Source organism: Ruminococcus sp. AF17-22AC, from assembly GCF_003460065.1.
GTDB lineage: Bacteria > Bacillota > Clostridia > Lachnospirales > Lachnospiraceae > Blautia_A.
Window position 1 is genome coordinate 139,974 of the sequence record NZ_QRXT01000006.1, and the last position, 15,966, is coordinate 155,939.

The window sequence follows — 15,966 nt, forward strand, 5'->3', positions numbered from 1 at the left end:
AAGGGAACGATAACAAGGAGGAAAACATGAAAACAAAGAAATTTAACACATCACAGCTCACCATTCTGGGACTTATGTCCGGCATCCTTTTTCTGATGGCCTACACACCGCTTGGTTATCTCAATGTAGGACCGCTGGCAGTCACCTTTAATGTGATTCCGGTTGCAATCTGTGCCATTGTCCTTGGACCGACAGGAGGCGCTGTTGCAGGTGCCGTATTTGGACTGACTAGCTATATGCAGGCTATGGGAATCGGTGGAGTAAGTGCTCTCGGCTCAGCTCTTTTTCAGATCAGCCCGGTACTGACTGCTATTCAGTGCTTTGTACCGCGTATTCTGGATGGTATCTGCCTCGGATTAATTTACAGAGTCGTACACAAAAAAGCGAACACCTATGTATCCTGCGCAGTTACAGGATTCTTTTCCGCTTTTCTGAATACCCTGTTTTTTATGAGTGCACTTGTTATGATGTTTGGAAATACAGAACTGATCCAGAATCTTATGGGTGGAAGAAATATCATCGTAGGATGCTGCGTGATGGTTGGGTTCAATGCAATCAGTGAGATGATTTCTTCTACGATCATCACTGCTGCAGTAGGAACTGCTCTTTCAAAAGCACATCTGATTCCGGCAGCCCAGATTGCAAAACCAGATACTGCTGCATAAAAAGTATATAGATCCACAGGTGTGGACATACAGGATTGGAATGAAAAACTATGATTTTAGCTATTGATATCGGAAATACCAACATTGTTGTTGGCTGCATTGAAAAAGAAAAAATATATTTGACAGAGCGTATTTCTACGATACGTACCAAGACAGAACTGGAATATGCGATCGATATCAAGACGATTCTTGATATTCATCATATCAATCGTGCAGATATTGAAGGAGCAATCATTTCTTCCGTTGTTCCGCAGATCACATTCGCCGCGCGTCTTGCGGTACAGAAGATTCTTAAGAAAGATGCGATGATCGTAGGTCCGGGAGTGAAGACTGGGCTGAATATCCTTCTGGATAATCCGGGAGAGATGGGAGCTGACCGCGTGGCTGATGCAGTGGCAGCTCTTGCACAGTATCCTGTTCCGCTTGTGATCGTAGATATGGGGACAGCAACAACAATTTCTGTAGTGGACGATAAGAAGCATTACATCGGGGGAATGATCCTTCCGGGGGTACAGATCTCGCTGGATGCACTGACAAGCAGAGCATCGCAGTTAAGTGGAATCAGTATTGAAGAACCAAAGAAGATTATCGGCAAGAATACAGTGGATTGTATGAAGAGTGGAATTCTCTATGGAAATGCAGCTGCGGTAGACGGTATCATTGATCGGATCGAGGAAGAACTGGGACAGAAAGTTACAGTGATCGCGACAGGAGGAATGTCCAGAAAAATCGTCCCGCACTGTAAACGCGAGATGATCCTGGACGGAGATCTTCTCCTGAAGGGACTTCAGATCATATACGACAAAAACAAATAAAATCAAAAGGCATTGCACATATCTTCAGAAACCGGTGCAAGCAGGCACATAGGCTTATCAGTGACCGGATGTCGGAATTCCAGCTGAAGAGAGTGGAGAGGCTGACGTTTGAAGCAATCATATACCGGATGGTACAGATAATCCGCAGGAAGCGGATGGCCGATGTATCCCATATGCACCCGAATTTGATGGGTGCGCCCGGTTTCAAGATGAATTTCCAGAAGAGAATGTTCGTTTTTGACTTCCAGTCGTTCATAGTGAGTGACAGCAGGTTCTCCGCGAAGAAAGTCTACATGCCGTTCAATAACTGAATCATCCACCCGACTGATCGGTGCAAAAATTGTACCGTTTGGCGGGGTGATACCTTCAACGACCGCCAGATAAGTTCGTCTTATCTGGCGGTTTCTCATTTGTGTGGAGAGTACGGCGGCACTGAAGGCATTTTTGGCAAGAATCAGGGCCCCGGAGGTGTCGCGGTCGAGGCGGTTGATACATCGGAAAGGACTGTGCTCATCCTTTGCATCAAGATAAGCGGCAACACCGTTTGCCAGAGTATTCGTGTAGTTGCCGATGGAAGGATGTACCGGCATATCGGCAGGTTTGTTTATGACCAGAATATCTTCGTCTTCATAAAGAATGGAAAGCGGCATCGAAACAGGGACGATTCCGTCGGAATCAACAGTTTCCAGAAGACGGACCCGGAAATGATCTCCGGCCAGAAGCTGTTCTCTGCCGCCGATCCGCTGACCGTTCCTTGTAAGAGCTTCTTTGTCAGCTTTCATAGAAGAGAGGATGTGTCTGGAAAATCCCTTCTTCCGAAGAAAGTCCAATACGGTCGTACCCTGTTCATTTTCTGTGATTTGATAATGAAAAATTCGATTCATAATTCACCCCCGGATATCAATTTGTTTTATCAGAAGACTAGCACAGGTGAGGAATTCTGTCAAATGGATGATTGTGCAAAAATGATAAAGAAAAGTGCAAGAAACGGGATTGCATTTCGTGCGTAAACAAAGTATTCTATAAGTATTGAAAATAAGTAAAAATACCAAAAGGCTTAGATGGGGAGGATATAAAAATGGCAGCAGAAAAAGGACGTGTGACAATACCGACAGACCTTGATGTGATTAAGGAAACACTGGATATTATGGGGGAATGGGGCGCAGATGCAATCCGTGACTGTGATGGAACCGAGTTTCCGCAGGAACTGAAAGATACCGGCGCAAAGATCTATGCAACCTATTATACAACACGTAAAGACAATGCATGGGCGAAGGCACATCCGGAAGAAATCCAGCAGATGTATATTATGACTTCTTTTCATACAGCGGTGGAGGAAAAACTTGAAATTCATCTGATGGATCATCTGTACCCGGACATGCTCGCAGTCAATACTAGAGATGATATTTACAGATGGTGGGAAGTGATTGACCGTACGACAGGTGAGACCGTGGAAAATAAAGACTGGTCTTACGATGCAGAGAGCGGAAATGTCGTGATCCATCCGGCGAAGAAATTCCACGAGTATACGGTAAGCTTTCTTGCATACATCATGTGGGACCCGGTACATATGTACAATGCAGTGGTAAATGAATGGAAGGATGTAGAGCCGCAGATCACTTTTGATGTACGCCAGCCTGCGACAAGAGCACATTCTCTGGAACGTCTCCGTCGTTATCTGGAAAGCCATGAATATGTTGATGTGGTACGTTTTACCACATTTTTCCATCAGTTTACATTGATTTTTGATGAGATGGCAAGGGAAAAATATGTAGACTGGTTCGGTTATTCAGCTTCTGTAAGTCCGTATATCCTGGAACAGTTTGAAAAAGAAGTGGGGTATAAATTCCGCCCGGAATATATCATCGATCAGGGCTATATGAATAATACTTACCGTATTCCGTCAAAAGAATTTAAAGATTTTCAGGCTTTCCAGCGTCGTGAAGTAGCTGCACTTGCAAAAGAAATGGTAGATATTGTGCATGAATACGGAAGAGAAGCCATGATGTTCATGGGGGATCACTGGATCGGTATGGAACCATTTATGGATGAGTTTGCATCCATCGGACTAGATGCAGTTGTCGGAAGCGTTGGAAACGGTGCAACACTGCGCCTTTTCAGTGATATTAAACATGTGAAATACACAGAAGGAAGATTTTTGCCATATTTCTTCCCGGATACCTTCCATGAGGGTGGAGATCCGGTAAAAGAGGCAAAAATCAACTGGGTGACTGCAAGACGTGCGATCCTTAGAAGTCCGATCCAGAGAATCGGTTACGGCGGATATCTGAAACTGGCAATCCAGTTCCCGGACTTTGTAGAATACATCAAGTCCGTGTGCCAGGAATTCCGTACATTATATGATAATATTCAGGGAACAACACCTTATTGTGTGAAAAAAGTAGCAGTTCTGAACTGCTGGGGAAAGATGCGTTCCTGGGGAAACCATATGGTACACCATGCAATCTACTACAAACAGAATTATTCTTATTTCGGAATCATTGAAGCGTTGAGCGGTGCACCGTTTGATGTATCTTTTATCAGCTTTGATGACATCCGTGAAAATCCGGAGCTTCTGAAACAGTTTGATGTCGTTCTGAATGTTGGAGATGCAGATACCGCACAGAGCGGTGGTGAAAACTGGATCGATGAGACGGTTATCACTGCAGTCAAAGAGTTTGTATACAACGGCGGCGGATTTATCGGTGTCGGAGAGCCGGCGGCACATCAGTGGCAGGGACATTTCTTCCAGCTTGATGATGTACTTGGTGTCGAAGAAGAAAACGGTTTCAACCTCAATAAAGACAAATACAACTGGGAAGAACACAAGGATCATTTTATCCTTGCAGACTGTGATGGAGAAGTAGACTTCGGAGAAGGTAAGAAAAATATTTATGCACTTGACAGAACCGAAATCCTGATCCAGAAAGACAATGAAGTACAGATGGCAGTCAGAAGCTTCGGAAAAGGCCGTGGTGTATATATCAGCGGACTTCCGTACAGCTTCAAAAACAGCCGTGTCCTGTACCGGGCAGTGCTCTGGTCAGCATCCGCAGAAGAAGAACTGCACTGCTGGTATTCAACCAATTACAATGTGGAAGTTCACGCATATGTAAAGAATGGTAAATATTGTGTTGTGAATAACACTTATGAGCCACAGGATACGACCGTATACAGAGGTGACGGCAGCAGTTTTGACCTGCATATGGAAGCAAATGAGATTAAGTGGTATGAGATCCAGGAGGGATGAGGGTGAAAAAGATATTTAAGAAGGGTATATTTGCTATTGGTCTGCTTTTCATAGCTATGACCATGCTGACTGTTCCGGCAGGGGCGGCTACAGCGAAGTCAGCGCAGAATGGCTGGGTTCATGTCGGCAGAAATTATAAATACAAGCTGAACGGAAGATATGTGAAAAACAGAATCCAGAGGATTGGAAACAGTTATTACTATTTTGACCGGCAGGGCAATCGCCAGACCGGACTTCAGAAGTATCAGAATTTCCAGTATTATTTTCTGAAAAACGGAAAAATGGTCCGGAATCATTATATAACAATATCCGGGCAGAAATATTACGTGTTCAGAAATGGTAAAATCAGAAAAAACTGCTGGTATAATGGCAAATATTATAACAGTAAGGGGAAACTTGTACGTAATGCAGTGACGTACAATGCTTCCACCAGGGGAAGAATCAACAAAAGAATCCTGGATGAGCAGAGACTTGCGAATTGTTCCAATCTGATGATCGTTGCGCATCCGGATGATGAGACACTGTGGGGCGGTGCTCATTTAAGCGACGGAGGCTGGTTTGTTGTCTGTCTGACAAACGGATATAATGAGGTAAGAGAGGCTGAATTTCAGAGAGCAATGAAAGCCTGGAGATGTAAGGGGATCATATTGAGATATCCGGATGTGCGAGGAGGAAAGCGTTCCGACTGGAAAGACTTCAGAAAAAATATTGCAAAAGACATTGATACGGTCTTACAGTACAAACGCTGGAGGACAGTAGTCACTCATAATCCGGATGGTGAATATGGACATATTCACCACAAACTGACAAACAAGATTGTTACAGAATGCTATTACAAAAACAGTTATAACAGCAATTTCTATTACTTTGGAAAATTCTACTGGAATAATGCACTGAACCAGAAGAAAGGTTCGCTGCGCCAGATTTCCGGACAAAAGGCAAAGCGGAAACAGCAGATCGCCCGGCGGGTATATGTATCACAAAAAATAGCAGTGGATATGTATGAACATATGATACCATATGAGAACTGGGTAAGAGCTGAAAACTGGAATTAATGTGGACGGCATCTGACTGTCATCCGAAAGGATGACAGCAGGTGCCGTTTTGAGGGACAGGAGAAGATACTTATGAAAAATAGAATTAAGTTTTTAGATATTGCAAAGGGAATTGCAATTTTAGCAATTATTGCAGGTCATACAGGACCAGATTGGGTTAAACAATTTGTTTTTACGTTTCATGTACCAGTTTTCTTTATTATAAGCGGTTATTTTCTTAAAGAAGGGAATGATGTGGTATTTGTAAAAAAGAAATTAAAACAATTGTTAACACCGTACGTATTTGGGTGCTGTGGTATTGTGTTGGGAAATATTATAAAGGGAATGGTGTATAAACAGAGTATAGATCAACTGTTACATATTGCAAAGACATGGATTTTGGCATCATTATATGGAAGCGGAACGATTGAATATTCAGGTCTGTTTTATGCAAGAAGAATTGGAGCACTATGGTTTTTGCCAGCACTATTCTTTGCAATGATTATTGTCCAGTATTCTATTAAGAAACCATATGGCTATTTATATATTATAATATGTTCCTATGTGGGATATAAAACGACAAATATGTTTTGGCTCCCACTGAGTATTCAGGCAGGAATGTTTGCATCAATTTTTGTATACATAGGATATATGGCAAAAAAACAGGCGATTTTCAGTAAAGATATATCATGGGCTACAGTTGGGGGGGCATTCAGCATCTGGATAATATGTATTTTTTATGGCGGAAAATTCTATCTGGTGAGAAACTACTGTGGAAATGGTATGTTGGATATTTTGGGAGGAATAACAGGAAGTTATGTGATTTTTTTAACATGCAGATTTGTTGAACAGCATATGGAAAAAATGGCAGTAATGTTAACTTTTTTTGGATGCAATTCACTAGTTGCCCTTTGTATCCATACGTTTGATCTGGATGTGATTTCATGGGAATCAATTATTTTATTTGGAAAACAAACTCTAAGGATTTCTGAAAATAGAGTATTATATATTTTGTTAGCATGTCGACTCATAATATATTCAGTTATAATTGCAGGTGCGAATAAAATTGCTTTATATAAAAGAAAGTAAAATGCATTTATGGTTAGTATAAACACATGGAACAAAGGAGTAAGTGGGAGAGGATAATATTGCTTCAATTTTTTTGTAGGATAATATTGCTTCAATTTTTTTTTGTTTAAAAAACTTGATTTATATGATAAGATAGAAATAGCGTACAAATTCAAATAATGGAGGAAGGAAATGGAAGTCAAAGTATCAGTGATTATTCCGGTTTATAATGTTGAGAAATATCTTCGAGAATGTATAGACAGTATTTTAAATCAGACACTTCATGAATTGGAATTGATTTGCGTAGATGATGGTTCTACAGATGGATCACTAGAAATATTGCAGACATATGAAAAGAAAGACAACAGAGTAACTGTACTTACACAGCATAATCAGGGGGCTGGAGCAGCCAGAAATAAAGGACTGCAGATTGCAAAGGGAGAATATCTTTCATTTCTTGATGCAGATGATTTTTTTGCACCGGGTATGCTTGAAGAAGCGTATAGAAAATGTAAATCAGTTAGTGCTGATGTTTGTGTATATCAGGTTTTACGGTATGATGATACCACCAAGAAAACCTGGTTTGATAAAGGATCATTTCGAAAAGAATTTGCACCGAATAAAGAGGTGTTTTCATATAAGGATATGCCGGATCACATTTTGGATTCTTTTCAGAACTGGGCATGGAATAAGCTCATCAGTCATGAACTGGTTAAAAAATATGATCTTAAATTTCAGGAAATATTCCGGACAAATGACTTACTTTTTGTAGCATCATGTATGATCCTGGCAGAGAGAATTACACTTCTTGAAAAGAAACTGGTATATTATCGTGTTGGAATGAAAAATAATTGCCAGGCCACAAATTATAAATTCCCATTGGATTTTTTGCATGCTTTTTATGCAGTGAGAGAATTTCTCGAAAAAAATAATGTATATGTGCAGGTTGAAAAGAGTTTTGTAAATAAAGCTGTATCGGGCTGTGTGTACAATTTAGATTCAATACGTGACAGTCACGCGAGAAAAGTATTATATGATGAACTGAAAAAAGAAGGATTTGACAGGTTAGGAATTAGCGGAAAAGATAAAGAATACTTCTATGATGAGAAAATTTATAAAAAATATCAGGAGATTTGTATGAATAGTTTTGAAAATTATGAAATTTTAAATGGATCTGAGCCGAAAAAAAGAAAATATTTACAGGAAAAATTTCTTGTAAAAACAGAAAAACCAAAGGTTTCTATTATTGTTCCAATATATAACGTGGAAGATTACCTTGTTGAATGTATGGAAAGTGTTGTACGTCAGACACTGGAAGATATTGAAATTATTTGTATCAATGATGGCTCAACAGATCACTCTTTGGAAATTTTGCAGAAATATGCAGAAATGGATTCTCGTATTATTGTTGTTGATAAAAAGAATGAGGGATACGGCATTGGCATGAACATAGGGCTGGATCGTGCTACTGGTGAGTATGTCGGAATAGTAGAACCAGATGATTACGTGCCGCTGAATATGTATGAGGATCTTTATCTGAAAGCGAAAGAGTACGAACTTGATTTTGTTAAAGCAGATTTTTATCGGTTTAAAACCGCAGAAAATGGAAATATGGAATGCGTATATAATCATCTTACTATGCTTAAAGAAAAATATAATGTGGTATTTGATCCGAGTAATGAACCGGAAGCGTTAAGATATGTGATGAATACGTGGAGCGGTATTTATAGAAATGAATTCCTTCGAAAATATAATATACGTCATCACGAAACACCGGGAGCATCTTTTCAGGATAATGGTTTCTGGATTCAGACTTTCTGTTTTGCGAAAAGGGCTATGATTTTGGACAAACCATATTATATGAATCGCCGTGATAATCCGAATTCGTCAGTAAACAGTCCGGAAAAAGTATATTGCATGAATGAGGAATACAAATATATTAAAGCGATTCTCAGTAAAGATCCTGAATTATGGGATAGATTTAAAGGATATTATTCTTTGAAAAAATTCCAGAATTATATTTTTACTCTTAATCGAATTAATGTCAGATTCAAGAAACAGTATGTTGAAGATATTCATAAGGAGCTTACAGAAGCTGAAAAAATTGGCGAGCTTGACAGGGAGATTTTTCCAGATGCAGACAGAGAGCGATTGGATTTACTTCTTGCTGATCCGGAACTCTTTTATGTGTCATACTGTTCAAATACAAATGCTAAAATGAAAAAGCGCGTAGAAGAACTGGAAAATTCAACCACATGGAAAGTTGGACGTGTGATTACATGCATTCCAAGAAAAATAAAAAAGACTGTAAAGAAAAGCGGAAAGAAATGATGATATAAAAAACAGACACATCAGTTGGCTGAAAAAAATTAATCATTTAAGTAATGACCTGAATAAGATGAAACAGGAAATTCAGAAACAGGAATGACAGGTGTTAGTATTGGAAATTTTGCAGGAGGATTGGTTTTATGAACAATCATTATGATTATCTGGTAGTTGGTGCAGGACTGTATGGTGCGGTATTTGCACATGAAGCAAAAAAGGCAGGCAAATCTGTTCTGGTGATCGACAAACGACCGAACATTGCAGGAAATGTTTTTACAGAAGATATAGAGGGAATCCATGTGCACAAGTATGGCGCGCATATTTTCCATACAAATAATAAAAAAGTCTGGAACTATATTACTCAGTTTGCGGAGTTTAACCGATTCACGAACAGCCCGGTAGCGAATTATCACGGAGAACTATACTCACTCCCGTTCAATATGTACACATTTAATAAAATGTGGGGTGTTGTGACACCGGAAGAGGCAGCAGCAAAGATTGAAGAGCAGAAGAAAGAAGCAGGTATCACAGAGCCGAAGAATCTGGAAGAGCAGGCAATTTCTCTTGTAGGACGTGATATCTTTGAGAAACTGATCAAAGGTTATACGGAGAAGCAGTGGGGACGTGACTGTAAGGATCTTCCGGCATTTATTATCAAACGTCTCCCGGTAAGACTAACTTTTGATAACAACTACTTTAATGCACTTTATCAGGGAATCCCGGTAGGTGGATATACACAGATGGTTGCCAACATGCTGGATGGTGTGGAAGTGCGTCTTGAAGAAGATTATCTGGAGAAAAAAGCAGAGTATGATGCACTTGCGGATAAAGTAATCTATACAGGTCCGATCGATGCATATTTTGGATATTCCATGGGATATCTGGAATATCGTTCTGTACGTTTTGAGACGGAACTTCTGGACAAACCGAATTTCCAGGGGAATGCGGCAGTCAATTATACGGACAGAGAGACACCATGGACAAGGATCATTGAACATAAATGGTTTGAATTTGGCAGGGACGCAGAAGGCAATGATCTGCCGAAGACCGTGATCAGCCGTGAGTACAGTTCCGAATGGAAACCGGGAGATGAACCATATTATCCAGTGAATGATGAAAAGAACGGTGCACTCTACGAGAAATACAAAGAGCTTGCACAGGCGGAAAAACATGTGGTATTTGGTGGAAGACTGGGTGAATACAAATATTATGATATGGATGCGGTGATTGCATCTGCACTTGATATGTGTGAGAAGGAACTGGCATAAATATAAAACCAGCCGCATGCCAGAAATGAAAGAGGAGAGTTTATGAAAAAAAATGCAACAAAATGGAAATGCGTTGGACTGCTGTTGACGCTGGCTTTTGTACTCTGCCTTTCTGGCGGATTACGGGAAGTATCAGCCGACAGTACAACGTGCAGAGTGATTTTTGCGAACTCTAAAGGAAACTATTCCAGTGGAAGCTATCGCAAATGGACAAGAAGTGTAAAAACCGGAACTACTGTTGAACTTCCGAAGGTAACCAGAAAGGGTTATGAAGTCAGATGGGTTACAGAAATCAATGGAAAACAGCGCAGGTATTTACCGGGACAGTCCGTTACGATCAGACAGAATACAAAATTTTGTCTGAACCTGTATAAATTATATACAGTAAGTTTTTATACTGCAAATGGTAAGAAAGAATACAAAAATCTCAGACAGACAGTTGTAGCGGGTGGAAGAATAAAAATGCCGGTTGGATCTTCGAACACCACATATCAGTTCCAGGGCTGGTCAACAAAAGCAGGCGGGGCGGTAAAATATAAAAGTGGAGCAAGTGTCAGAGTACGGGGTAATATAAAAGTTTATTCTGTGCTGAAAAAATTATCCGGAACTGTTTTATGCAAAAACAATGGGACAGTATGGAAAACGGTTTCAGTGTCAGGAACAGAGAAGTTTCCGGAAGTAGCTATGATAAATGGTGATATGTGCCTGGGATGGTCAATGACGAAGGGCAAATCAACACTTTCTGCATCGGATTTCAAAGCAGGGGATAAAATTCCGACAGGAAACAAAATCTATTATATGGTTGTATATAAAAGTACGATGGACAAGGCTCCTTCATCACTGACGACGGCCTCATCTTATGACAGAATTTATTTTGTTGGTGATTCCAGAATGGTGGATACGAAAAGGGCATTGGGTGGATCTGTTCCATCGAACGTACAGTTTGTTGCAAAAGGCCAGCAGGGGCTGAGCTGGTTTAAAAGTACCGGGTACAGAGAATTACTTCAGGCAGTCTCAAAGAGGCCCAGAACAACACGCAAGGCAGTAGTGGTGAATCTGGGAGTAAATGACCTGAGTAATGTGGATGCCTATATTACCTATATGAGTGCTGTTGCGAAAAATTTAAAGCGTTATAATTGTAAGATGTATTATCTGTCAGTAAATCCGGTTAATACAGCTATGATTCAGAGGGTAGGAGCAAGCTATCGGACTCAGGCACAGGTGACTCTGTTCAATGCAAAAATTTATCGTAACCTGTGTTACGGAAGAAGTAAAACATTTACGTATATCAATACCTGTACAAATCTTCAGACAAAAGGCTGGATCAGCAACCGGTATAATGCAGGAATTCATGACGGTCTGCATTATTCTAATGCGACATACCTGAAAATTTTTGATTATTGTATGAGGGTACTGAACAGGTAATACTTAGACAAACGAGGTAATCTAAAATGAAACGAGTGATCACGTATGGTACTTTTGATCTGCTCCACTATGGACATATCAATCTGCTGAGGAGAGCCAGACAGCTTGGAGACTATCTGATCGTCGGACTTTCCACAGATGAGTTCAACTGGAATGAAAAACAGAAAAAATGTTATTTCTCTTATGAGAAACGCAAACAGCTTCTTGAGGCAATTCGCTATGTCGATCTCGTTATTCCGGAAGAAAACTGGGAGCAGAAGCGTACTGATGTAAAGGAATACCATGTGGATACGTTTGTAATGGGAGATGACTGGAAGGGAAAATTTGATTTCCTGAAAGAAGAAGGATGTGAAGTCGTGTATCTTCCGAGAACTCCGGAAATTTCCAGCTCACAGATCAAAGAAGATCTTCATACGAAAGAGAATAAAGATGCTGTTTAATTCTTACATTTTTATATTTATATTTCTGCCGCTGACATTTTGTGGATATTACGGGCTGCACCGACTGGGCAGCCCGGTTTTGGCTAAAACAGAACTGATACTGATGTCTTTATGGTTTTATGGATATTTTAATCCGAGTTATCTGTGGATCATGTGCAGCAGTATTCTTGTAAATTACATTCTGTCGCAGTTTCTACAGAAACAATGGAAGATTTCAGGGAAAAAACTTCAGATATTGAAAAATGGTCTGTTATGTATTGGACTGTTCTTTAATCTGGGGCTTATTTTTTATTTCAAATATTATGATTTCTTTGTTGAAAATATGAATAAAGTCTTTTTGTCTGATTTTAACCTGCGTCATGTGGTACTTCCTCTTGGAATCAGCTTTTTTACATTTCAGCAGGTATCTTACATGGTGGATTCATGGCGGGGAGAAACGAAGGAATATAATTTTGTGGACTATGCGTTGTTTGTGACCTTTTTTCCACAGTTGATCGCAGGCCCGATCGTGCTTCACAACGAAATCCTGCCACAGTTTGAAGATAAGAAAAACTGGAAGATTCAATGGGATAATCTGGCGCACGGACTTTATATATTTGCAGCCGGTTTAGTTAAAAAGGTGGTTATTGCAGACACTTTGAGTAAAGCTGTTGCATGGGGATATGGAAATCTCGGACGAAACCTTACTTCTGCAGAGGCCATCATCACTATGCTTGCCTATACATTCCAGATTTATTTTGATTTCAGTGGATATTGTGATATGGCAACAGGTCTTGGTTATTTGTTTAATATTCGGATCCCGATGAATTTTAATTCGCCGTACAAAGCGACTTCAGTTGTGGATTTCTGGAAGCGCTGGCATCTGACATTGACCAGATTTCTTCGTACTTATGTGTATTTTCCGTTAGGCGGGAGCCGCAAGGGTGAAAAGCGGACATATCTTAACATTCTGGTGGTATTTCTTGTAAGCGGGCTCTGGCATGGGGCAAACTGGACATTTATTTTCTGGGGATTTTTACATGGAATCGGAAATGCACTTACCCGTATGTTTCAAAAACAGTGGGAACATCTGCACACAGTAATTCAATGGGGATTTACATTTTTATTTGTGAATCTTACCTGGATTTTTTTTCGGGCGGATTCAATCTCACAGGCGTGGCAGTTTGTCAAACGCATATTTGGACTGAAAAGCTTTAGTGTAAGAACAGGACTTCTGAACACGTTCGGACTGAAAGAACTGCAGTTTGTATACCGTCATGTACCGGTAGTAAACAGATTGATTGCTTCAATACGTGGATTTGACATGCTGATTCTGCTTGGCGCCTCTCTGATTTTGTGCGTTGCGTTCAAAAATAATCAGGAGGCAGAGTTTAAACCGGACAGGAAAAGGGCATTTTGCACCATATTCTGTCTGCTCTGGGGAATCTTTTCGTTGTCCGGGGTTTCAGAATTTCTTTATTTCAATTTTTAAGGAGGCATTATGGAAAGTCGCAGATTTGCAAAAACAGTTCTGGCAGGGACTTTGATACTTCTGGTCACAGCCGGCGGGCTGACCGCAGTGATCGACCCGTTTTTTCATTTCCATAAGCCGCTTAAAAATCTTGAATACCCGTTAAACAGGGGAAGTGAGCGTTATCTGAATGACGGAATCATACGACATTTTGATTATGATGCTGCAATTACGGGTACGTCTATGATGCAGAATTTCAAGACTTCACAGTTTGATGAGTTATTTGGAACAAAATCAATCAAGGTAACATTGACGGGTGAAAATTACTGGTCAGTTGATCAGGAAATACGCAAGATTTTTGATGTAAAATCTGATGTAAAATGTATTTTTCGATGTCTGGATTATCATATGGTGTTTAGATATAAGACGGACTACAACTATGAGGGTGTACCGATATATCTTTATGACGATAACCTGTTCAATGATGTACAGTATATCTTTAATAAAGACATTTTCCTGTATAATACACTGGGAGTGATCAAATATAATCTGGAAGGAAAGAAAACTACGGACATGGACACGTACAGCGAGTGGTCTTCTGTTTATCCTTCCGGCAGAGAGTATGTACTTCGTGATTACAGAATGCCAGAGGAAAAGACTGCGGTTCAGAAGGAATTTTCGGAGAGGGATGCGCAGATTGTGCGCAAAAATGTGGAAGAAAATGTTCTGGATATGGTAAGGGCACATCCGGAGACGACTTTTTACTTTTATACTCCGCCTTACAGCATTGTCTGGTGGTATACGCAGCAGTGTTACGGGAACGTTCTGCGCTACTTTGAGGCGGAAAAACTGCAGGCGGAGATGCTTCTTGAGTATGATAATGTGAAGTTGTATTCCTTTGCAGATATGTTTGATCTGACACAGGATCTTGATAACTACAAAGATGACAAGCATTACAATGCAGAAATCAGTGATAAGATCATAGACTGGATTTATGATGGAACCGGTCTTATTACAAAAGAAAATTATGAGGAACGGATCAGCAAAATGGAAGAGTTTTATTTGAATCAGGTATCAGAGAGTTCTTTTAGTGAATGAAACTGATAGCCCATATCTTCCCATTTTGTAAGTAATTCGTCAAGAATCTGTCCGTTGGTGGATGAAGTATTATGAAGTAGTACGATGGCACCGGGATGGACACGGCTCAGCAGTTTTTGAAAGGCTTCGTCTTTTGAAGGCTGCTGATTTTGTATCCAGTCAACATAGGCAAGACTCCAGAAAAAAGTGGAATATCCGAGGTCTTTTGCCATCTTAAGATTAGAAGTACTGTAGATGCCCTGTGGCGGGCGGTAAAATTTTGTCATTTTTTCATCGGTGACAGACTTATACAACTCTTCTACATCATCAAGCTGTTTCTGAAAAGCGTTGAGGGAGGAAATTCCGGACATATCAGGATGCGTCATGGTATGGTTTCCTACGATATGTCCCTCCGAAACGATACGTTTGATAAGATCCGGATTATCTGAAATAAAATTTCCGACTACAAAAAAGACAGCTGGTGCCTGATGTTTTTTCAGTGCATCAAGTATAAGATGTGTATTTCCGTTTTCATAGCCGCAGTCGAAGGTGAGATAGATCTTTTTTACGTCTGTATCTTCTGCATAATAAGCATTGTAGGGACGGAGTTCTTCGATGGAAGCATTTCCGACAGGCCGCTCACCTTCAGTCTGAAAACTGAGCCCCCAGCTGGCAGATTCGGAACTGGCAGAAGCAGGTGTGCAATCACGGAGAGCTGCATGCAGCTTTCCGAGCTGAGCCCCCAGAATAAACATGCCGCAGAAAAGGAAGAAAAGCTTTAGTATAAAAAGGGAACGCTGGATAGATTTCATGGTACCTCACAGAAACTCTTTTTAAAAATATATGCAGAAATGCAAAAAAAATAGAGCCATCAGATTTTTATTTTCTGGTGGCTCTTTTAAAATTCATTGTCCAATGGATTTTACCTCCTGTATTTGTTTAAAACATCTGGAATTAAAAATTTACGTTCTTGGTGGTCCGTACCTCTCTTTCATAAAATATAAAGGAAATTCATTTCGTTTCTGGTGGTCTGTACCTCGCTTTCCTGAATTATGGGAAATCACTTACGTTTTCGGTGGTTTCACTCTCCTTTTATTTATTTTGTAGTTCCTTTTGTTTTATGAGTTAACTATAACAGACAAAAGGAAA

13 protein-coding genes are annotated in these 15,966 nt (G+C 40.2%); 11 read left to right on the forward strand and 2 right to left on the reverse strand.

What is annotated here, in order from left to right; translation table 11 throughout:
• Window positions 1–26 precede the first annotated feature (26 nt).
• Window positions 27–665, forward strand: a complete 639-nt coding sequence (locus DWW86_RS10700) for an ECF transporter S component (RefSeq protein WP_015543031.1) — start codon at window positions 27–29, stop codon at window positions 663–665.
• Window positions 666–715: 50 nt separating this feature from the next.
• A complete protein-coding gene (locus tag DWW86_RS10705; protein ID WP_117943062.1) occupies window positions 716–1,480 on the forward strand; it encodes a type III pantothenate kinase in 765 nt (254 codons plus the stop codon).
• Window positions 1,481–1,482: 2 nt separating this feature from the next.
• Here DWW86_RS10705 and DWW86_RS10710 read toward each other — a convergent pair whose 3' ends face one another.
• The gene (locus tag DWW86_RS10710; protein ID WP_117943064.1) at window positions 1,483–2,364 is read right to left on the reverse strand and encodes an RluA family pseudouridine synthase; all 882 of its coding nucleotides are present in this window, start codon (window positions 2,362–2,364) and stop codon (window positions 1,483–1,485) included.
• 194 nt (window positions 2,365–2,558) lie between these two features.
• Here DWW86_RS10710 and gnpA point away from each other — a divergent pair, with 194 nt between their 5' ends.
• The 9 genes from gnpA to DWW86_RS10755 all read left to right on the forward strand — a co-directional run bounded on the left by gnpA (window position 2,559) and on the right by DWW86_RS10755 (window position 14,838).
• Entirely contained in the window at window positions 2,559–4,730 is a 2,172-nt protein-coding gene (gene gnpA, locus DWW86_RS10715) for a 1,3-beta-galactosyl-N-acetylhexosamine phosphorylase (protein ID WP_072520985.1), read from the forward strand.
• A 2-nt stretch (window positions 4,731–4,732) separates the two neighbouring features.
• Window positions 4,733–5,785, forward strand: a complete 1,053-nt coding sequence (locus tag DWW86_RS10720; protein WP_159431338.1) for a PIG-L family deacetylase — start codon at window positions 4,733–4,735, stop codon at window positions 5,783–5,785.
• Window positions 5,786–5,857: 72 nt separating this feature from the next.
• Window positions 5,858–6,853 carry an acyltransferase family protein gene (locus DWW86_RS10725; RefSeq protein WP_072520986.1) on the forward strand — a complete coding sequence of 332 codons (996 nt, stop codon included), beginning with the start codon at window positions 5,858–5,860 and terminating at the stop codon, window positions 6,851–6,853.
• Between the two features lie 171 nt (window positions 6,854–7,024).
• Window positions 7,025–9,163 carry a glycosyltransferase gene (locus tag DWW86_RS10730; protein ID WP_083585449.1) on the forward strand — a complete coding sequence of 713 codons (2,139 nt, stop codon included), beginning with the start codon at window positions 7,025–7,027 and terminating at the stop codon, window positions 9,161–9,163.
• A gap of 137 nt (window positions 9,164–9,300) precedes the next feature.
• The gene (gene glf, locus DWW86_RS10735; RefSeq protein WP_117943066.1) at window positions 9,301–10,425 is read left to right on the forward strand and encodes a UDP-galactopyranose mutase; all 1,125 of its coding nucleotides are present in this window, start codon (window positions 9,301–9,303) and stop codon (window positions 10,423–10,425) included.
• A gap of 42 nt (window positions 10,426–10,467) precedes the next feature.
• Window positions 10,468–11,850 carry an InlB B-repeat-containing protein gene (locus DWW86_RS10740; protein ID WP_117943069.1) on the forward strand — a complete coding sequence of 461 codons (1,383 nt, stop codon included), beginning with the start codon at window positions 10,468–10,470 and terminating at the stop codon, window positions 11,848–11,850.
• Between the two features lie 26 nt (window positions 11,851–11,876).
• Window positions 11,877–12,290 (forward strand): glycerol-3-phosphate cytidylyltransferase, encoded by a 414-nt coding sequence (tagD, locus tag DWW86_RS10745; RefSeq protein WP_072520989.1) that lies wholly within the window; start codon window positions 11,877–11,879, stop codon window positions 12,288–12,290.
• Window positions 12,291–12,369: 79 nt separating this feature from the next.
• On the forward strand, window positions 12,370–13,761 hold the full coding sequence (locus DWW86_RS10750) for an MBOAT family O-acyltransferase (RefSeq protein WP_353652695.1): 1,392 nt from the start codon (window positions 12,370–12,372) through the stop codon (window positions 13,759–13,761).
• 9 nt (window positions 13,762–13,770) lie between these two features.
• Entirely contained in the window at window positions 13,771–14,838 is a 1,068-nt protein-coding gene (locus DWW86_RS10755) for a hypothetical protein (RefSeq protein ID WP_072520991.1), read from the forward strand.
• Here DWW86_RS10755 and DWW86_RS10760 read toward each other — a convergent pair.
• On the reverse strand, window positions 14,808–15,629 hold the full coding sequence (locus DWW86_RS10760; RefSeq protein ID WP_117943071.1) for a polysaccharide deacetylase family protein: 822 nt from the start codon (window positions 15,627–15,629) through the stop codon (window positions 14,808–14,810). The genes DWW86_RS10755 and DWW86_RS10760 overlap by 31 nt on opposite strands.
• Between the last annotated feature and the right edge of the window lie 337 nt (window positions 15,630–15,966).

Bases quoted from the DNA above. Each gene is read 5' to 3' on its own strand.
- DWW86_RS10740 (WP_117943069.1), top strand. From the start codon at position 10,468: ATGAAAAAAAATGCAACAAAATGGAAATGCGTTGGACTGCTGTTGACG.
- DWW86_RS10755 (WP_072520991.1), top strand. From the start codon at position 13,771: ATGGAAAGTCGCAGATTTGCAAAAACAGTTCTGGCAGGGACTTTGATA.
- tagD (WP_072520989.1), top strand. From the start codon at position 11,877: ATGAAACGAGTGATCACGTATGGTACTTTTGATCTGCTCCACTATGGA.
- DWW86_RS10710 (WP_117943064.1), bottom strand. From the start codon at position 2,364: ATGAATCGAATTTTTCATTATCAAATCACAGAAAATGAACAGGGTACG.
- DWW86_RS10700 (WP_015543031.1), top strand. From the start codon at position 27: ATGAAAACAAAGAAATTTAACACATCACAGCTCACCATTCTGGGACTT.
- DWW86_RS10705 (WP_117943062.1), top strand. From the start codon at position 716: ATGATTTTAGCTATTGATATCGGAAATACCAACATTGTTGTTGGCTGC.
- DWW86_RS10730 (WP_083585449.1), top strand. From the start codon at position 7,025: ATGGAAGTCAAAGTATCAGTGATTATTCCGGTTTATAATGTTGAGAAA.
- DWW86_RS10725 (WP_072520986.1), top strand. From the start codon at position 5,858: ATGAAAAATAGAATTAAGTTTTTAGATATTGCAAAGGGAATTGCAATT.
- DWW86_RS10760 (WP_117943071.1), bottom strand. From the start codon at position 15,629: ATGAAATCTATCCAGCGTTCCCTTTTTATACTAAAGCTTTTCTTCCTT.
- glf (WP_117943066.1), top strand. From the start codon at position 9,301: ATGAACAATCATTATGATTATCTGGTAGTTGGTGCAGGACTGTATGGT.
- gnpA (WP_072520985.1), top strand. From the start codon at position 2,559: ATGGCAGCAGAAAAAGGACGTGTGACAATACCGACAGACCTTGATGTG.